This is a genomic window from Ruegeria sp. BI11 (assembly GCF_056538005.1).
In genome coordinates, this window is sequence record NZ_JBQFSM010000002.1 from 387197 (window position 1) to 406090 (window position 18894).

Annotated in this window: 20 protein-coding genes; 6 read left to right on the forward strand and 14 right to left on the reverse strand. The window is 56.8% G+C overall.

Annotated features, from left to right (window positions below; translation table 11 throughout):
- Window positions 1-6: 6 nt before the first annotated feature.
- From ACR0DT_RS06705 to ACR0DT_RS06765, 13 genes are all read right to left on the reverse strand, one after another.
- Window positions 7-765, reverse strand: coding sequence for a 3-ketoacyl-ACP reductase (locus ACR0DT_RS06705; RefSeq protein ID WP_480709970.1), 759 nt, complete (start codon window positions 763-765; stop codon window positions 7-9).
- The gene (locus ACR0DT_RS06710; protein WP_480709971.1) at window positions 762-2252 is read right to left on the reverse strand and encodes a GMC oxidoreductase; all 1491 of its coding nucleotides are present in this window, start codon (window positions 2250-2252) and stop codon (window positions 762-764) included. The genes ACR0DT_RS06705 and ACR0DT_RS06710 overlap by 4 nt, the downstream gene beginning before the upstream one ends.
- Complete coding sequence (locus tag ACR0DT_RS06715; protein ID WP_480709972.1) at window positions 2249-3361, reverse strand: ABC transporter ATP-binding protein; 1113 nt, start codon at window positions 3359-3361, stop codon at window positions 2249-2251. The genes ACR0DT_RS06710 and ACR0DT_RS06715 overlap by 4 nt, the downstream gene beginning before the upstream one ends.
- Window positions 3362-3367: 6 nt before the next feature.
- Window positions 3368-4249, reverse strand: a complete 882-nt coding sequence (locus ACR0DT_RS06720; RefSeq protein WP_480709973.1) for a carbohydrate ABC transporter permease — start codon at window positions 4247-4249, stop codon at window positions 3368-3370.
- Window positions 4249-5142, reverse strand: coding sequence for a carbohydrate ABC transporter permease (locus ACR0DT_RS06725; protein WP_170496900.1), 894 nt, complete (start codon window positions 5140-5142; stop codon window positions 4249-4251). Before ACR0DT_RS06725 ends, ACR0DT_RS06720 begins: the two co-directional genes overlap by 1 nt.
- 101 nt (window positions 5143-5243) lie before the next feature.
- Complete coding sequence (locus tag ACR0DT_RS06730; protein WP_480709974.1) at window positions 5244-6494, reverse strand: ABC transporter substrate-binding protein; 1251 nt, start codon at window positions 6492-6494, stop codon at window positions 5244-5246.
- Window positions 6495-6550: 56 nt separating this feature from the next.
- Window positions 6551-8074 (reverse strand): aldehyde dehydrogenase family protein, encoded by a 1524-nt coding sequence (locus ACR0DT_RS06735; protein WP_480709975.1) that lies wholly within the window; start codon window positions 8072-8074, stop codon window positions 6551-6553.
- A gap of 4 nt (window positions 8075-8078) precedes the next feature.
- Window positions 8079-8846 carry an enoyl-CoA hydratase/isomerase family protein gene (locus ACR0DT_RS06740; protein ID WP_480709976.1) on the reverse strand — a complete coding sequence of 256 codons (768 nt, stop codon included), beginning with the start codon at window positions 8844-8846 and terminating at the stop codon, window positions 8079-8081.
- Window positions 8843-10414, reverse strand: coding sequence for an acyl CoA:acetate/3-ketoacid CoA transferase (locus ACR0DT_RS06745; protein WP_480709977.1), 1572 nt, complete (start codon window positions 10412-10414; stop codon window positions 8843-8845). The genes ACR0DT_RS06740 and ACR0DT_RS06745 overlap by 4 nt, the downstream gene beginning before the upstream one ends.
- A complete protein-coding gene (locus ACR0DT_RS06750; protein ID WP_480709978.1) occupies window positions 10414-11415 on the reverse strand; it encodes a Gfo/Idh/MocA family protein in 1002 nt (333 codons plus the stop codon). Before ACR0DT_RS06750 ends, ACR0DT_RS06745 begins: the two co-directional genes overlap by 1 nt.
- Window positions 11416-11628: 213 nt before the next feature.
- Entirely contained in the window at window positions 11629-12453 is an 825-nt protein-coding gene (locus ACR0DT_RS06755) for a TauD/TfdA family dioxygenase (protein ID WP_170496890.1), read from the reverse strand.
- Between the two features lie 43 nt (window positions 12454-12496).
- Window positions 12497-12904: an SMU1112c/YaeR family gloxylase I-like metalloprotein gene (gene gloA2 / locus ACR0DT_RS06760; RefSeq protein WP_480662819.1), complete on the reverse strand. Its 408-nt coding sequence runs from the start codon at window positions 12902-12904 to the stop codon at window positions 12497-12499.
- 21 nt (window positions 12905-12925) lie between these two features.
- Window positions 12926-13300 (reverse strand): winged helix-turn-helix transcriptional regulator, encoded by a 375-nt coding sequence (locus tag ACR0DT_RS06765; RefSeq protein WP_170496888.1) that lies wholly within the window; start codon window positions 13298-13300, stop codon window positions 12926-12928.
- Window positions 13301-13430: 130 nt separating this feature from the next.
- On the opposite strand from ACR0DT_RS06765, the gene ACR0DT_RS06770 reads away from it, so the two are divergent.
- The 6 genes from ACR0DT_RS06770 to ACR0DT_RS06795 all read left to right on the forward strand — a co-directional run bounded on the left by ACR0DT_RS06770 (window position 13431) and on the right by ACR0DT_RS06795 (window position 17720).
- Window positions 13431-14039 carry an NAD(P)H-dependent oxidoreductase gene (locus ACR0DT_RS06770; RefSeq protein ID WP_480709979.1) on the forward strand — a complete coding sequence of 203 codons (609 nt, stop codon included), beginning with the start codon at window positions 13431-13433 and terminating at the stop codon, window positions 14037-14039.
- Window positions 14026-14745, forward strand: a complete 720-nt coding sequence (locus ACR0DT_RS06775) for a glutathione S-transferase family protein (RefSeq protein ID WP_480709980.1) — start codon at window positions 14026-14028, stop codon at window positions 14743-14745. Before ACR0DT_RS06770 ends, ACR0DT_RS06775 begins: the two co-directional genes overlap by 14 nt.
- Before the next feature lie 67 nt (window positions 14746-14812).
- Window positions 14813-15400 (forward strand): DsbA family oxidoreductase, encoded by a 588-nt coding sequence (locus ACR0DT_RS06780; protein ID WP_480709981.1) that lies wholly within the window; start codon window positions 14813-14815, stop codon window positions 15398-15400.
- A gap of 199 nt (window positions 15401-15599) precedes the next feature.
- Window positions 15600-16790: a low temperature requirement protein A gene (locus tag ACR0DT_RS06785; RefSeq protein ID WP_170496883.1), complete on the forward strand. Its 1191-nt coding sequence runs from the start codon at window positions 15600-15602 to the stop codon at window positions 16788-16790.
- Window positions 16783-17388 carry an ion transporter gene (locus tag ACR0DT_RS06790; protein ID WP_480709982.1) on the forward strand — a complete coding sequence of 202 codons (606 nt, stop codon included), beginning with the start codon at window positions 16783-16785 and terminating at the stop codon, window positions 17386-17388. The genes ACR0DT_RS06785 and ACR0DT_RS06790 overlap by 8 nt, the downstream gene beginning before the upstream one ends.
- Complete coding sequence (locus ACR0DT_RS06795) at window positions 17385-17720, forward strand: hypothetical protein (RefSeq protein WP_480709983.1); 336 nt, start codon at window positions 17385-17387, stop codon at window positions 17718-17720. The genes ACR0DT_RS06790 and ACR0DT_RS06795 overlap by 4 nt, the downstream gene beginning before the upstream one ends.
- Window positions 17721-17818: 98 nt before the next feature.
- On the opposite strand, the gene htpX is transcribed toward ACR0DT_RS06795, so the two are convergent.
- Window positions 17819-18724 carry a zinc metalloprotease HtpX gene (htpX, locus tag ACR0DT_RS06800; protein WP_480709984.1) on the reverse strand — a complete coding sequence of 302 codons (906 nt, stop codon included), beginning with the start codon at window positions 18722-18724 and terminating at the stop codon, window positions 17819-17821.
- Between the last annotated feature and the right edge of the window lie 170 nt (window positions 18725-18894).

The window sequence follows — 18894 nt, forward strand, 5'->3', positions numbered from 1 at the left end:
CCTGCGTTAAAGACGTGAGATCGACAGACCGCCATCCACGGGGATCGCGGCTCCGGTCGCAAAATGCATCTGTCCCTGCACCAGCGGGACAACGACGGACCCGATGTCTTTTGGTTCACCCCAGCGGGCTGCGGGGACAAGACCGCCCTCGATACGGTCGTTATATTTGTCGCGTACGCCTGCCGTCATCTCAGTGGCGATGATGCCCGGGCGCAGTTCGAAGACGCCTATGCCATGAGGGGCCATGCGCACCGCGAACAGCTGGGCCATCATCGCCGCCGCCGCTTTGGACACGCAGTACTCGGCCCGTTCAATCGACACCATCGTCGCGCTGACCGAGGTGACAAAGGTGATCGAACGATAGGTTTCTTGCGGCTGCTCCAACATGCGCCGGGCCACCTCTTGCGCCAGAAAAAACGGTCCGCGCAGGTTGATGTTCTGCACGAAATCCCAGTTCTCGGGCTTCAGATCCAGCATGTCACCACGCACCGGCGCCCCCACTCCTGCGTTGTTTATCAACGCGGTGATCGGGCCCAAATCGGCTTCGACCTGATCCAGTAGCGCCGGAACGTGATCAATATCGGACACGTCGTGCTGCACATAAATTGCACTTGGGCCAAGCTCTGCCAAAGCCGCCTTAACGACCGGTTTGTCGGGTGTCGAGCGAGAGGCTAGTGCGACCTTGTACCCCGCCGCGATCAAGGCGCGCGCAATCCCAAGGCCAATGCCCTGTTGTCCTCCAGTCACCAATGCTGTTCCGATCATGCGGAAAACTCCGTTTCAATGATGTGCCGACCTGCCCTGAACGCCAGTGCGGCTATCGTAAGGGCCGGGTTAACCGCACCAGACGTCGGAAGGACCGAAGCGTCGACGATGAACAGGTTCTTGTGGTCGTGACAGCGGCAATAGGTGTCGACGACGCTGCTAGCCGGATCATTTCCCATCCGAGCCGTGCCGCATTGGTGCGACGGCGTGCGCCGGTCAAATGGCCGTGACAGCACCACCGGAAAACCCGCTTTTTTAAGATGCGCCTTCAACCGGGCTACAAGGGCCTCATGCGCCGCCCAATTCGAGCGTTTCCAATCCAGCCTGATCCGGTCACCTTCAACCGTTACGCGGCTGTCCGGGTTGGGCAGATCTTCGGACATAGCATAGAAATCGAAGCTTCGATTGGCGATCAGCGCAGCAATTGGACCCGGCAAATGGGTTTGTGATGCAAGGATCGGCCCGGTGATCTTACCCAGCATCTGAATATTGCCCAGCGGCGCACCGCCTTCTTCGTCACCGTTGTAATAGTCGTTACACATCAGTGTCTTCTGATAAACAGCGCGGTTCCGGCGCAGCGGATGCAAGGCCAGGACTGCCGAGCAATTGTGGTTCATAAAGTTCCGCCCAACTTGATCCGAGCGATTTGCAAGACCAGTTGGGCAATTGTCCTTCGCAGATTGCAGCAACAAGACCGCCGACTGAACCGCCCCGGCCGCCAGAACGATAATCGGCGCGTCCAAGGTGCCATGCCCGTCAACGTTAACGCTGGCGATAAGCCCGTCACCGCCGGCAATAAGCTTCCGGGCGCGGGCACCAGTCAGCAATTCAACATTGTCATGTTTCAAAGCCGCGGAAAGCGCACGGGTTTCCGCATCCATTTTGCCGCCGCGCGTGTTTGGAAACGCATCCCAAGTGGTTTGTCCCGCCGCAAGCCATGCATCGATGTCCACGCCCAACGGCACCGAGGACGGTGTCAGCCCGGTGTGGGTTAACCGAACCCTCAGGTCGGCAATGTCCGCTTCATCCGGCACTGGTGGGAATGGATAGCCTCTGCTGTGCGGCGGTTCGGTGGGATCCTCGCCAATGGTCCCGTGCGCGTCGTAGAGCTCCTCGGCCCTAGTATAGTCGGGCTCCAGCTCTTCATACGACATGGGCCAGCCGGACGAATGGCCGCCCATATGCTGACGCGGCTCAAAATCCTCTTTCCGGTAACGGATCAATGCCGCTCCGTAGAACTTGGAGTTTCCGCCCACGCAATAATAGTTTCCCGGGTTGAAGGGTTTACCTGCCCCATCCAGCCATGTTTCATCGGGGCGAAAATGCCCGTCGGCAAAGATCGCCTGTGGGTCCCGATCCTGCGGCGAGGGCTGCAAACGCTCACCTCGTTCAAGGATCAGGATGCGGCAACCGGACGGCGCGAGTGCTGCAGCCAGAGTTGCCCCGCCGATACCCGACCCAATGATGATGACGTCAGCACGGGTCATGGAAGGATCCGCATCTCGCTTTCCGGATCAAAGGCAACGGCCTTTTCCATGTTCACGGCAAAGGGGAAATCCTGACCCGGCGCGACCTCGGCATCCGAGCGCATCCGGGCGATCACGTCGCGCCCACCCAGTTGCATCGACACAAACGTGTCAGACCCTGCAGGTTCCGTGACCACAATACGATTGGCCATTTGCGCAATATTCGAAGATTTCCGATCCGCGCTATCCATATCGGTGATGGTTTCCGGACGGATACCCAACAGAATTTCACGCCCATCCCATGCCGTCAGGTTATCCTGACTGAAGGGGAGTTGCGCCATCGACCCGTCGTGAATGGCGACCTCGGCATGTGGACGGCCGTTCAGAACGGTCACTTTCGCAGGCACAACGTTCATCGCGGGTGAGCCCATAAAAGTTGCCACAAAGATATTGGCTGGCGTGTCATAGATCTCTTGCGGCGTACCCAGTTGCTGCACATAGCCACCGTTCATGACCGCGATGCGGCTAGATAGGGTCATCGCCTCAATCTGATCGTGGGTCACATAGACGATGGTGGTCCCGAGGTTCTGGTGCAGTTTCTTGATCTCGGTCCGCATATCAACGCGCAGTTTGGCGTCGAGGTTGGACAGAGGCTCATCGAACAAGAACACTTCCGGTTCCCGCACCAAGGCGCGCCCCATAGCTACCCGCTGACGCTGACCACCCGAGAGCTGACCGGGCTTGCGGTCCAACAGTTGCTCGATCTGCAACAGCTTGGCTACCTCTTGCATCGCCTTTTCCCGCTCGGGCTTGGGAACACCATGCATCTCAAGCCCGAAAGTGATGTTCTGACCGACCGTCATGTTCGGGTACAAAGCATAGCTTTGGAACACCATCGCGATGTTGCGGTTCGACGGGTGAACCCCGTTCATCACCTGATCCTTGATGCGAATTTCACCGCTGGTGATATCCTCAAGCCCCGCGATCATGTTCAGAAGCGTGGACTTACCACAGCCCGAGGGGCCGACGAGCACCAGGAACTCACCTTCCTGCACTGAGATATCGACCTTGTGCAGCACCTCGACCAACCCGTAGGACTTGGTCGCGTTGTCTATGTCCAGAAAACCCATGAGGCCTTATCCTTTCACGGAACCCGCCATCAGGCCGCGGACGAAGTATCGACCGGCCACGATGTAGACGAGCAGAGTTGGCATGGCGGCCAGAATGGCGCCTGCGAAATGAACGTTGTATTCCTTCACACCGGTTGACGACTGCACGAGGTTGTTGAGTGCAACGGTCATCGGTTGGCTGTTGGCATCGGCGAAGGAGGCACCAAACAAGAAGTCATTCCAGATGTTGGTGAACTGCCAGATGATCGACACCACTGCGATCGGCCCGGAACTGGGCAGCAAGACGCGCCAGAAGATCTGGAAGAACCCGGCTCCGTCGATCTGGGCAGCCCGGATCAGTTCGGTCGGGAACACGGCATAGTAGTTGCGGAAATACAGCGTCGTGAAGCCGATCCCATAGACCACATGCACCAGCGCCAGACCCCATGTGGTACCGGCCAGACCGATGATCCCCAGCATCCGCGCCATCGGGATCAGCACGATCTGGAACGGAATGAAGCAGGCGAACAGCATCAGACCGAATAGGATGGTATCATACTTGAAGCGCCATTTGGTCAGCACATAGCCGTTCAGCGCGCCGAGAATGGTCGAGACGATCACCGCCGGAACCACCATCTTGATCGAATTCCAGAAATACGGCTTCAACCCCGTCGGATCGACACCGATCTGCGCCGAAGACCACGCCTTCAGCCACGGCTCGATCGTGAACACTTGCGGCAGGTTCATCATCCCGCCGCCGGTGATCTCTTCCAGCGGTTTGACCGAGTTCACCAGCATCACATAGAGCGGTAGCAGGTAGAACAGACCAAACAGCAGCAGCACCAGATAGATCAGTGCGCGCGTAACGCGGCCGGTGCGGATTGCGGTATCTTGAGTTGCTTGGGACATCAGCGTTTCTCCCGCAATTCGGCGTAAAGGTAGGGGATCATGATCGCCGCGATGGTCATCAGCATAATCGTGGCCGAGGCCGCACCGATGCCCATCTGGTTCCGTGTAAACGTATAGGAATACATAAAGGTCGCGGGCAGTTCGGTGGCACGACCGGGCCCACCGCCGGTTAGGGCGATTACAAGGTCAAAGGTCTTGATCGCAAGGTGGCTGAGGATCACGAAGGCCGACAGGAATGCGGGGCGCAGTTGCGGGATGATAATTCGGCGATAGAGGTTCCAGTTCGAGGCCCCATCCATCTGCGCTGCCCGCAGAATTTCGTTGTCGATCCCACGCAGGCCAGCCAGAAACATTGCCATCACGAAGCCGCTGGTCTGCCAGACCGCTGCCAGAACAACCGTGTAAATCGCATAGTCGCGGTTCTTGATCCAGTCGAACTCAAAGCTCGTCCAACCCCAGGTGTGCATCACGTTTTCCAAGCCGATGCCGGGATCCAGAAACCATTTCCACGCGGTGCCGGTGACGATGAAGCTCAGCGCCATCGGGTAAAGATAGATCGGGCGTAGCAGTCCCTCACCGCGGATTTTTTGATCGAGGAAAATCGCAAGACCCAGCCCAAGGCATGTGCAGATCACGATATACAGGCTGGCGTAGATGCCCATATTGATCAGCGATGTTTCCCAATGGCTCAGCCGCCACAGCTTGTCGTAGTTTTCCCAGCCGACCCAACCAAAGGTCGGCAGAATGCGGCTGTCAGTAAAGGACAGGTAGACCGAAAACAGAATGAAACCGTAGACAAAGACCGTCATCATCGCAATCGATGGGGACAGGACCAGTTTGGGAATCCAGTTCTGAAGGCGTGTCTTGAAATCCGCGTCGGCTGAACCAGCCATGGCGCGCCCTCCTCGTTCGAGTAGTTGTGGGTCGGAGCGATTGCGCCCTCATGGTGACAGGGCGGCCAACCCGCCGCCCCATCGGGAGGATCACGATAAGATCACTTGGCGATCGAAACTGCGTCGACCAGTTCAACGACAGCAGTCTCGCTGTCATATTCGCCGTTGAAATGGGCTGTGACGACGTCATAGACCGCGTTCTTCACAGATGCCGGTGCGGCGTGGCCATGGGCCATCGAACCGAACAGGTTGCCCGAGGAAGCAGCAGCTGCCAGATCCTTCATGCCCTGCTGACCACAGGCATCCAGATCACTTCCGTCCACATCGGTACGCGCGGGGACAGACCCCTTCACCTTGTTGAAGGCAATCTGGAAGGATGGCGAAAGGATCGCGCTGGCCAAAGCGGCCTGTTCAGCCGATACCGAACCGCCCTGATCGAACATCATGAACTGGTCGGCATTGAAGGTGACCTGATCCTGAGTGCCGGGGAAGCGGAAGCACAGGAAATCGTCACCCGGCACCTTGCCCGCATTCAGGAATTCACCTTTGGCCCAGTCACCCATCATCTGGAAACCGGCTTCACCGTTGATGACCATTGCCGTCGCCAGGTTCCAGTCGCGGCCCGAGAAATTCTCGTCCACGTTGTCGCGGATGAATGCCATGCGGTCGAACGCTTCTTTCATGGCGTCGCCACCTAGCGTTTCCTCGTCCAGGTCAATGAACGCCGCCTTGTAGCCATCTGGCCCAAGTGTCGACATCGCCACCGCATCGAATATGGTCGCATCCTGCCAGGCCTGACCACCATGCGCGATCGGAGTGACACCGGCCGCTTTCAACGCCTCAACCGCAGCGACGAATTCGTCCCAGTTGGTCGGCTGTGCAATACCGTTGGCGTCCAGCACCGCCTTGTTAGCCCAGACCCAGTTGGTCGAGTGCACGTTAACTGGTGCCGAAACCCATTTACCGTCATGTTTGGCAAAGGCTTTAAGAGCATCTGGAACGACGTCGTCCCAACCTTCCTTGGCGGCCACTTCGTTCAGATCGGCCAGTGCACCCTGATTGGCCCAGTCGATAATGTCAAAGCCCAGAGCCTGAACGGCTGTTGGTGCGTTGCCAGCGGTGACGCGCGCGCGCAGAACGGTCATCGCCTGTTCGCCACCACCGCCCGCAACTGGCATGTCGGTCCAGCCGATTCCCTGCCCGGACAGGTCGTCCTTGAGAACATTCAACGCTGCGGCCTCACCACCTGAAGTCCACCAGTGCAATACTTCGACGTCTTCAGCGTGCGCAAGGCTGGTCGTGCACAGCAGACCCGCCACAAACAGCGATTTTGTCTTCAGCAGTTTACGCATTCTTGTTTCCTCCCTTAATGCGTTCTTCTTATTCGGGACCAATCTGGTGCCCGGTCTTAATCTTGCGGAACCCATGGCGCTCGGCTGTTGCCGATGCGCATGACCACTGATTTCACTTCGAAGAATTCCTCGAACCCGTAACGTCCGATTTCCCGCCCCTGCCCGGATTGCTTGAACCCACCGAAGGCGACCTCCGGGAATCCGTCCATCCAGGTGTTGGTCCAGACCGTTCCCGTTTCTGCACGACGGGCGAACTCCAGGCAGGTATGAACGTTTTCGCTCCAGACCCCTGCTGAAAGACCGTAAGCGCTATCATTGGTTAGCGCGATTGCTTCGTCCAGTGTTTTGAAGGTCAAAACGGACAGAACCGGTCCAAATACCTCTTCGCGAGCGATGGGCATTTCTGGCGACACGTCAGAAATCACTGTCGGCTGGTAGAACTGATCGCCCAGGCCTTCGACCTCTAGCGGCTCACCACCCAGATCAACAGTGGCGCCGGACGCCTGCGCTTGTTTAACATAAGAGTCGATTTTTGAGTTGTGTTCGGGTGTTACGATAGCTCCGACTTGCGTTGTCGGGTCCAGTGGATCGCCAAATTTGACCTTGCGCGACAAGGCAACGACACGTTCACGGAAATCAATGGCGATGTCTTCGTGCACAATGATGCGACTGCTTGAATTGCAGCACTGCCCAACATTGAAATAGACGCCGAACACAACGGCATCCGCAGCTGCATCCAGATCGGCATCGGGAAAGATGACCTGCGGGTTTTTGCCTCCAAGCTCCAGCGCGACTTTCTTGAGCGTGTGCGATGCCACTGCGCTGATCGTCTTACCCACTGCGGTAGAGCCGGTAAAGCTGACCATATCCACACTTTCGTGGGTAGACATCAAACTGCCGACCGGAACGCCGTAGCCCAAAACGATGTTGCAAACGCCGGCGGGCAATCCAGCTTCGACTAGCAACTCGCCCAGCATCAAGGTCGTCGACGGCGTCATCTCGGACGGTTTCACGACGACAGAGCAGCCTGCGGCCAGTGCAAATGGCAGTTTCTGGCTAAGGATCCAGAACGGAAAGTTCCATGGCGTGATGATGGAGACGACACCGATAGGTTCCTTCAGCACGACGCCCATCATGTCAGCGCCCAGCGTGTTGTGGCTGTCGCCATGGGTACTGCGCGCCAATGACGCCGCGTAGCGCCACAGATCCGCGGCACCGCCAACCTCGCCCTTGGATTGGCTGATCGGCTTGCCGCTTTCCAGCGTTTCGATCAGGGCGATCCGGTCGACATTCTGTTCAATCAGGTCCGCGACTTTCAGCAGGACCGCCGCGCGTTCCTTGCCCGATGCGCGACTCCAGACACCGCTGTCGAACGCCTTGCGCGCCGCCTGGATCGCCGCTTCGGCCTCAACCTCGCCCCCAGTGGCCGAGCGGCTGACGATATGGCCGTGCGACGGTGAGCGGCGCTCGAACGTCTCGCCCGAGGCGCTGTCCTGCCACGTGCCATCAATAAGATGCTGACCCACAAATAGAGGCGGCAGATCGAACGGGATGGCAGGGTTGATGGTGATGTCTTTCATATCGTCAAAGGCCCGAAAATGTGGGGTTTCGTTTTTCCATGAACGCAGCAACGCCTTCTTCGCGGTCCGCTGAGGCGGCAATTGCTGCACTACCAAGGGCTTCGACCACGGCATGAGTGTCTTCCCCGACCGCTGCATGGATCATGTTTTTTGAGATTTCGGTGGCGCGGGGCGAAAGGTCGCTTAGTTCGACGGTGATCTCAAGCGCGCGCGCCAAAACGTCGTCGGTCACCTCGGTCGCATAGCACAAGGCAAGTGCACGGTCGGCACCAATACGGCGCCCGAAAAGAGCCATCTCTTTCACCGCAGCTTCGGGGATCAGCCGGGTCAACCTTTGCGTCCCGGACCAACCCGGCACGATCCCAACCCGCGCTTCAGGCAAGGCCAGCGTGGACCGCGGGGTCATCAGGCGCAAATCGCAGCAACTGGCCAACTCCAGCCCGCCGCCGAAGGCGTGACCGTTGATCGCAGCGATAGTCGGTTTGCCGATCCGTGCCAGCCGATCAAAGATTCTGTGTCCGTCTCGGACCCAGTGACGTGCAAACTCGGCGGGGCTCAGACTACCCCATGCTCCAATATCGGCTCCGCAACAGAACGCTTTTTCTCCTGCGCCAGTCAGAACAAGCGCACGAATGGACGCGTCACGCTCGACCTCTTGCAAGCGAGCCTCCAACGCGTCCAGCATGTCCACGGTCAGAGCATTGAGCTTGGACACGTTGTCCAAAGTGAGGACGGCGGTTGCACCCTCGATATGAAACCCAAGCTTGCTCACAGGGTCATCCCCATCGGGCCGACTGCGAACAGTGACTTGGACATCTGAGCCGCATTTTCCGCGACTTTGACGCGACCGCCCGATGCTTCGACAATGTCGCGCTGCGCCTCAATGCCAGGCATGATTTCCGTCGCAACCAGCCCCTGATCCGTCAGGCGAATAACACAACGCTCGGTTACATAGAGCACATCCTGACCGGTTTCCCGGGCACGGCGGCCCGAGAATGTGACATGTTCGACCTGATCCACCATCTTGGTGAATTTTCCGGGGGCATTCACACGGATACCATCATCCGACAGATCAATCTTGGCGCCAGCTTCGAACCAGCCCGAGAACACGATCTTTTTGGCCCGCGCGGTGATATCGACAAAACCGCCGCACCCTGCAGTCAGGTAGGGCTTCTTCCCAAGTTTGGAGACGTTCACATTGCCGTTGACATCAACCTCGAGGAACGAGAGGAACGACATGTCGAAGCCGCCGCCCTGAAAATATATGAACTGCTGTGGGGACGGCACGAAAGCATGTGCGTTGGATGCGCAGCCAAAAGCAAAGCCGGTTAGTGGGACACCACCGACGGCCCCTTGCTCGATCGCCCATGTTACAGCCTGAGGATGCCCCTCTTCCAACAAAACACGCGGGACCATTGCGCTGATGCCAAAGCCCAAGTTGGCGCTCATGCCACTGCGCAATTCTTGGGCGGCACGACGGGCGATGACCTTTTCGACGCCATGCTCGGCCAGCGAAAAGCTGTCCCAAGGGCGCATGATCTGGCCAGAGATCGCAGGATCATAGGATGTCTCGGTCGTCTGCATCTGCTCTGGGTCTTCAACGATCAGATCGATCAGATGCCCTGGCACGCGTACATCATGCGGACGCAGGCTGCCAGCTGAAGTCACACGCTGAACCTGCGCGATCACGATCCCACCGTGGTTGCGTACGCAGATCGCTTGCTCTAGCCCGCCCAGATAGGCGCCTTCATGTTCATAGGTCAGGTTGCCGAATTCATCCGCCGTGGTTGCGCGCAAAACACAGACGTTCGGGTTGATGTTCGGGAAGTGCAGCCAGGTCTGACCGTCGAACTCTCTCCGGTTCACGATAGGCGCTGCCGCGCCACGCGCATTCATCGCGCACCCTTCGCGGACAGAGTCCACGAAGGTCTCAAGCCCGACTTGCGTCAGAACACCGGGCCGATGCGCTGCGGCCTCGCGATGCATGTCGAACAGAATTCCTGACGGCACGTTATATGCGGCGACCCGATCCTCGACGATCATTTTCCAGATTTCCGGCATCTCAAGGCTGGAAGGGCCCGACGGGTACGATCCGGCAAGAACGCGGCTTAGCAATCCATCTTGCGCCAGATAATCCATGCCCTTCACGCCATACATATCCCCGGCGGCGATAGGGTGCAGCGTTGTTATGTTGCGCGGATGCCCCTCCGTGCGAAACCGCTCTCCTAGCGCCTTCAGCAAAAGGTCAGGGCACCCCAGTGCCGAGGACGATGAAACGGTTACCACCGCATTGTCAGGAATGCGAGAAACGGCCTCGGAAACGGAAACAAGCTTGGTCATCAGAAGCCACCATAGTCTACGTTGATGCGCCTACCTGACGCTGCGGCCTCACGAACGCTCAGCGCGACGGACAGCGATTTCACTCCGTCAGGTCCGTCCGCGGCTGGACGGCCTTGACCCGCTACTGCGGCGACAAATTCGGAGACGCCCTGAATGTAGAGCGAATGATCCGAAAACGGGATTTCTTCGCTTCCGGCTTCAGTCACCAGTTTTATTACCCCAACCGGGCGCTGCGTCATGACGCCATCCGCAAAAATCGAGCCCTTGGTCCCGTGCACTTGTAGGCCCGAACCGGCAAAGGGGTGCGTAAAGCTTTCGTGCGTCATGACCATCGCCCCCGATGGCATCGTCCAGACGGACATGCACGAGTCTTCGACCCCCTGCCCCATCCCAGAGCTGGCCATTTGCGCAACGACAGAAACCGGGTCCTCATTAAGCAGGAACCGCGTGACATCCGCATCATGAACGACGATGTCGGGGATCACGCCGCCGCCAGCATCTGCTGAGTTGATGCGCCACCCCTGTAGGTTCCCCGGCAAATGTACCGCGTGATGTATACGCAGCGAAAGAACGTCACCGACGCGCCCGTCTGCAATGAGGTCACGAATGGCTCGATGGCTGCCAGAGCATCGCAGGTGGTGATTTGTACCAAATGCCACGCCAGCTACTTCGGCTGCGCGCACCATTTCGACAGCTTCCACCTGTGTCATCCCAAGCGGCTTTTCACATAGAACATGCTTACCAGCGGAAATGGCTGCCATTGCCTGACCGTGGTGCTTCTCATTGGTCGAGGAAACATACACAGTGTGAACGTTCTCGTCAGAAAGCGCAGCGTCCAAGTCCGTCGTTGCGTTGGGAATTCCGTGTTCCTTGGCCCAGGTCTGAACCCGATCTGGAGAATTACTGACAACCCAGGTCACGTTGTTGCCTGCCTGCCGGCGCACCGCGTCCAACATGTATTGCGAAGCTATTGTGCTCGCTCCGACAAATGCCCAATTCATCCACTCACCCCATAATTGGAACGTTCCAATAATCAATAGTGGAACGTTCCAATTATGACAAGAGAAAATTCGATAGGCACTCTATGTATAATAAATTAAACAGAAAATTAGATACAGATCGCCCTTTTTCAAAAGGGCGCCAGGAATCGAGGGGGTGTCATTGCGTCGTCGCGCCAAAACTGAGTCGCAGAGGGCAGCCTTGTGCCACTTGCCTCACTGCGTCAAGGCAACCCCTTCCACCGTCACCCGGTGCATCAGGCGTCGAAATCCGTGGTAGTCGTTGATAGCTTTGTGCCACGTTGCTCGATTGTCCCAAATGGCGACGTCCCCTGCCTGCCAACGGAGGCGGCACTGGAATTCAGGCTGCTTGCAATGATCATAAAGCATCCCAAGCACCGCCGCAGACTCACCGGCGCTCAAACCCTTGATTTCGGTGGTGAACACAGGATTGACGAACAGTCCACGCCTGCCGCTCAGCGGATGCGTGATGACAACGGGATGCAATGCGTCTTGCGTGGCGGCTTCTGCATTACCCAAACGACCGCTTTTTGCGGCTTCTGAATCCATGATGCTGGCGCCAAAGACATGGCGAGAGGAATGCACCGCCCATAGACCATCCAGAAAACCACGCATCGTGGGCGACAAAGCCTCGTAGGCAGCAGCCATTGACACAAACAGCGTGTCGCCGCCGTGCGGCGGGACTTCCAAGGCGTGCAGAATTGAGCCCATGGCCGGTTCCTGATCATAGGAGTGGTCGGTGTGCCAGCCCTCTCCCACAGCTTCTTTCTGATCTTTTTCTTTCAAAACCGTGGCGATCTCGGGATAGCCGTCGACAGGTTTGAAAAAGCGGTTCACGTTGATCGGGCCGAACCTTCGCGCAAAGGACAGATGCTCTTGCGGGCTAACGCTTTGGCCCCTCAGAACGATTACGGAATACTCTGCAAAGGCCGTATTTATCGCATCAAATTGATCTTCGCGCCGGATGTCCGCCCCGACGATTTCCGCGCCCAATCCACCGGTGAGAGGTTTTATCTCCATGCGCCTTCCTCCCTGCTTTGCTCAGCCTAAAGAACGAGGAATATCACTTCAACGCAAGCGGCGCGGCTTCATACAATTCCAATGGAAGATCGTCCGGATCTCTGAAAAACGCAAACCGACGTCCGGTGTATTCATCGACACGGATGTCTTCGACGGGAACACCCTTCTGTTCCAGACGGACTTTCAGCGCCTCGATATCATCTACAACAAACGCAAGATGCCGCAGACCTCGTGCTTCGGGGCGAGACGTGCGTTTGGGCGGGTTGGGAAAAGAAAACAACTCGATCTGAGACCCATCAGGCAACGCCAAATCCAGCTTCCAGGATTGCCGCTCTGCCCTGAAGTTTTCCGCAATTATCTGCAATCCTAGCGTTTCTGAATAAAACGCCTTGGACCGTTCATAGTCCGAACAGATGACTGCAGCATGATGGATTGATTTCAGACTGCCCAAAGACTCGGTCCCTTTTTTAAATCAAGTGGTTCGGTCCAGCTCTTGAGGCAATTCTTCGCTCCACTTTCGAAGTTCATCAAGAAAACAAAGAGCAGTCTGACCAAACTCGGTCACCGAGTATTGCACGGAAACAGGAGACGTATCCATAACCTGCCGGCGCACCAGGCCCTGCTCCTCAAGCTGACGCAACCGCTCGGTGATCATCTTCTTGCTGGCCCCACCGATCATACGGGACAGGTCGTTGAAGCGCACAGGGCCATCCTTGAGGTGCCACAAGATTGATCCGGTCCATTTTCCGCCAATGATCCGCATACCGCGTTCGATTGCGCACGGCTCCAGACAGGCCTCGGAAACCTGTCGACGCCCTTTCGCATCCTCGTCAATCCGCGCTCGCATCTCCGTCCTTTCGATCAGAAAACTAGGTTACTAAATGTATACTGGTTGATTTCCTATACCTGCACAATCAAATGCTCTGTGAACCCACCCAGTGCCAAGGGTTCTGAAATTGCACATATAGGATACGGACATGAGCAAAATCCTGATCGTGAACGGCACCCAGCCCTACGAATTCGCCCCCGGACAGTTGAACGCCAGCCTGACCGAACACGCGCGTAACACGTTGACTGCAATGGGCCACGAAGTACGCGTGACAACCGTTGCCGAGGGCTATGACGCCAATGCTGAGGTTGAGGCGCACCTTTGGGCCGACGCAATCATCATGCAGTTTCCGGTGAACTGGATGGGAGTTCCGTGGGTTTTCAAGAAATACATGGATGAAGTTTACACCGCTGGAATGGATGGACGGCTAAGTACTGGTGACGGCCGGACGGCAGATGCGCCAAAGGCCAATTATGGGATGGGAGGCGCGCTGAGCGACAAGACGTATATGCTTTCGGTGACGTTCAACGCGCCAAAAGAGGCGTTCGACGACGTAACCGAACCGTTCTTTGCCGGTGACAGCGTTGATGACCTTTTGCGCCCGATACACCTGACTGCAAAGTTCCTCAACTTGAAGCCATTGCCGACGTTTGCAGCATTCGATGTAATGAAGAACCCGGATATCGAAACTGATTTCGTCCGATTTAAGTTACACCTCAAGACAGCATTTACAGAGGTTGAACATGTCCCAGCCTGATATCCATCTTTACACCGCGGGTACGATGAACGGGTACAAGCCGGTCATCTTCCTGGAAGAGGCAGGTGTCCCCTATGACCTGACTCACATCAACTTTTCCAAACAGGAACAAAAATCGCCGGATTATCTGGCGCTGAACCCAAACGGAAAAATCCCAACTATCGAAGACCGCTCGGATGGGCGAGCGATCTTCGAGTCCGGTGCGATCCTGTGGCACCTGGCCGAGAAATACGGAAAATTCCTGCCATCGGACCCGGTCAAAGGGTCCGAGGTCATGCAGTGGATGTTCTTTCAGGTCGGCCATATCGGTCCAATGATGGGACAGGCGATGTACTTCCAGCACATCGCCGCGCCCAATGGCCATGAAGAGCCCTTCTCAATCCGCCGCTACGTAGACGAAAGCCGCCGCTTGATGGAGGTGATGAACACGCGCCTGAACGGGCGTGAATGGATCGCCGCGGACGAATACACCATTGCTGACATGATGCTGTACCCGTGGGCACGCGCTTATGTCTGGGCGCGGGTGGGAGTGTCGGACTTGCCACATCTAAATGCCTGGTTCGACCGCCTCGATGCCCGGCCCGCCGTGCAGCGGGCGCTGACCATTCCCACGGCCAATCCGCAGTTCTGGGATGCCGATGCGGATGCCAGCGCTTTTACCAAGGAAAACGCGGCGCGGTTTTCCAGTGATGTGAAAGGAACCTGAACCGTGGAAGATACTCTGACCATTCGCGTCGATATCGTGTCAGACGTTGTTTGCCCGTGGTGTGTGATTGGCTACCACCAGCTGGCCAAGGCCGCGCGACGCCCATACCGAACTGGATATCCATTGGCATCCCTTCGAGTTGAACCCGCAGATGGCCGAGGATGGCGAGAACCTGCGCGAACACCTGGCGTCAAAATACGGGACCACATTGGAAGGATCGATCAAGGCGCGTGCCCGCCTCACCGAGATGGGCGCGGCACTTGGGTTCACGTTCAATTACGCTGATGACATGCGGATGTATAACACCTTCCGCGCGCATCAGTTGATCGACTGGGCCACAGAGCAGGGCAGAGGCCACGAGATGAAGCAGACCCTTTTCTCGTCCTTCTTTACGCATCGCGAGGACATCTCGGACATACAGGTTCTCGCCGACGCAGCCGCAGGCATCGGGCTGAAGCGCGCGGATGCACTTGCCAAATTGCAAAGCGGAGAACGTGCGGCAAGCGTCCGCCAGAAAGAGCAATTCTGGATTGGCCAAGGCATTCAGGGCTTGCCCGCAATGGTGTTAGACCAACGTCACCTTGCAACCGGCGCGCAAGGTGAAGAAAACTACGCCCGCATCCTGCGGCATCTGCGAGGTAACAGGGCCGCGTAACGCCAGTGAGTACCGGCCCCGAGCGGCGTGGTTACCGCAAGATTAACTGGGTGTCGTCCGGCCTGCCCTCGCTTAACAACCGTTACAGGGGTTGCAAGGTCATGATCTCCGCGACAACCTTCGTCTTTGAAAAGCAACTCAATCAGAGTGGCCGCAGGCCGGCCACTACAGCCTGTCAACTTTCAAGAGTTCCCAATTTATGGCACTGCATGACCACCCCATGTGGCGAAAGCCGCAACACCATCAAGACCTCGACCACGCGCATGACCATGTCCACTGGGCCGAGCTGTTCTATGACCTGATCCATGTCGTGACGATATTCCTGCTGGGCAACTATCTGTCACATCACCTTGATCTGCATGGTTTTCTTGTGTTCGCCGGCGTCTTCATCACGCTTTGGTACGCATGGGGTGAGCTCAGCATTTTCAATTCGATTTACGTCAGTACCGATTTCTGGCACCGCCTCATCATGTCGGTGATGATCTGTACGGTTATGTTCATGGCCGCTGCGATCCCGGCCATCGACGGTAAAGGTTGGGTCTTCTTTGCGTTAGGATTTGCCGCGAACAGAGCCATGATCGCCGCGCTGTACTATCGCGCCAGGCGTGTCAATTCCTCGGGCGAGTCTATGTCAGCGGCGCAGATCCGCAACTTCTCGGTCTTTGCGGTGATCTTCGCCATCACAGCGTTTCTGCCAACACCGCTTGCTTATTGGGTGTTTGCCGCCGCGATGGTGGCCACACAGGCAATGTACATGATCCCCGGCGTCACTGTCTTGCAGTTTGAGCGGTTCGTCCCCCGCCTTGGCCATATGGCCGAACGGTTTGCGCTGCTGACACTGATCGTATTGGGCGAAGGGTTTTTCAAACTGGTCGTCACCCTGTCCGAGAAAGGCATCTACAAAGTTTCGCCCGACGTACTGGTCAATTTTGTCATCGGTGGTGTGTCGATGTTCGTCATGTGCTGGATCTATTTCGACTTTGTCGGAAATGCCAAACCAAAGGACAAAAAGGTGTCGACATTGGTCATCTGGTGGCTTGCGCACCTGATCTTGATGTTGTGCGGAGTCATGGTCGGAGTGGCCCTTGCTGCAGAGGTAAAGGTCGGGTTTTGGGAGCCATACCCAACCGAATATGCCGCCATTGGTTGTTTCGGCCTTGCTGGCTACATTGCCATGCTTTGGGTGCTTCAGAACGTCATTGAACACCGTCTTGCCTCGGATTTCGGACGTTGGGACGTACGGGTGTTTGGGATCGTTCTGGCAATTGCCTGTTTCTATGTCGTCCCACATGTCCCCTCGTTGGTCGGCAATCTGATCTGGGGCACAGCCTTGCTATCGCAGATCGCGTTTCCCTTGATGCGCGCCTGGACAAAGTTTCGACATGAGTGAAGCTGTGACGGGTTCGAGCAGTCTTAGAAGACGAGTTTATTGGTGGCTGGAACGCCCGGACCGGGCTGCCACCGGCCCCTGGTTGCTGGAACTGGCGCTGATCGCCCTGATAACGCTGAACGTTGCCGCTGTCATCCTTGAGACGGTCGAATCTATCTATGACCGCTGGGGGCTGACGCTTAATGTTTTTGAGGGCCTGTCTCTGTTCGTATTCGTTGTCGAATACGCGGGCAGACTCTGGGTTGCGACGGAAAACCCAAATTACAGAACGCGAGCTTCCTGGGCCGTTTCTCCGATTGCTATCATCGACTTACTGGCGATATTGCCAGCGCTGCTTTACCTGTTTTTCCCGGTTGACCTGCGTCTGCTGCGAACCTTCCGTATGTTGCGGCTACTCAAACTCACGCGGTATTCGCCCGCACTGGGCATGTTGCTAGCCGTGTTCGAAGAAGAGGCCGGCGCCTTTTTTGCAGGCTTCTTCATCCTGATGGTGATGCTGATCTTTGCCGCCAGCGGTGCCTGGCTGGCAGAACACGAAGCGCAGCCAGAAGCATTTGGCTCGATCCCCGCTGCGATGTGGTGGGCTATGGCGACGTGACACCCGTTACAGTCGCCGGCAAGATTTTCGGCGCTGCGATCACGGTAATCGGCATTGGCATGGCTGCATTGCCTGCAGGGATCATCGCCAGCGGCCTTAACGATCAGTTGCACCGTCGGCGTGCCAGCCTGGAACGCGAGTTTCGAAAGGCCTTGGAAGATGGCGATATCTGCGAGGCGGACGAGGCAGACATTGAAGCAGTTCGCAAGCATTTGGGCCTGTCTCGCCGCTCTGCCGACCATATCCGAGAACGTGTGCATGCCGAAACGGTGTCAGAAGCGGATCGCTGTCCCACTTGTGGTCAATCCACCCACCCAAAAAAGGACACCTGAGCGTTTGTTTATGCGCGAAGGTTAGGAAAGGCACCTGTCCGACTCAAGACGACTTCTTCTAACAAAGCCCTCTAGAAAGCAGTTCGCGCACGCGACCTTCACCCCCAAGGGCCAGTCCTGGATGGTGGTTTTCTGTTGCGAGCCTTTCTGCTTGCGTCGACTGTATTAGTCTGCTGGGCGAGCGTTCTCAACGCAGCTATCCGGTTTGCCGTCGACGGGTGAGTTGAAAACAGCTTGTCACGTGTGTGCGCATGCAATGGATTGATAATAAACATATGTGCGGTCGACGGGTTGCGTTCTGCAGCATCGTTGTCGATGCGTGAAGCTCCTTGCTGAATACGTTCGAGGGCAGACGCCAATGCCAGAGGCTGACCGCAAATCTCGGCACCGACGCGATCGGCCGCGTATTCTCTTGTCCGACTAATAGCCATTTGGACCAAACCCGCCGCCAATGGCGCCAATATCATCAGCGCAATGGTCCCCACTAATCCAACAGCGCTATCCCGTCTTCCACCAAAGAACAGTGCGAAGTTTGCCAGCATCGTAATTGCGCCCGCGAATGTGGCAGTTACGGTCATAATCGCAGTGTCATGGTTCTTAATATGTGCGAGTTCGTGCGCGACAACGCCCGCCAGTTCGTCCCTTTTGAGGGTTTGAAGCAACCCCGTAGTGACGGCAACGGCAGCGTTATTGGGATTGCGGCCTGTCGCAAATGCATTGGGCTGGGGTGTTTCAATCAAATACACAGCGGGCTTTGGCATGCCCGCGTTATTTGCAAGATCCCCGACCATTTGCGACAGTCCCATATGGTCACCAGATGAAACTGGCCTTGCGTTGTGCATGCGAAGGACCATTTTGTCTGAGTTCCACCAGGTAAACAGGTTCATGCCTGCTGCCAACACCAAGGCGAACAGCATGCCTCCTGTACCTGCCAGCAGGTACCCCAGCCCCATGAACAAGGCCGTCATTGCGGCCATCAATATTGCAGTCTTCGCATAACCCATTCGAAACAGACCTCTACACGGCTCATGCATGATGTGTGATCAATACGCTCATGTTGCAATGATTGTCGCCCGAATCTGCGGCAATGCGGACTATCACGCTGAGCAAATGATGATTTGCTTTCGAACTGACTTATAAAAAATTCATTTAAGTTCAGTTACTTAATTCTGCA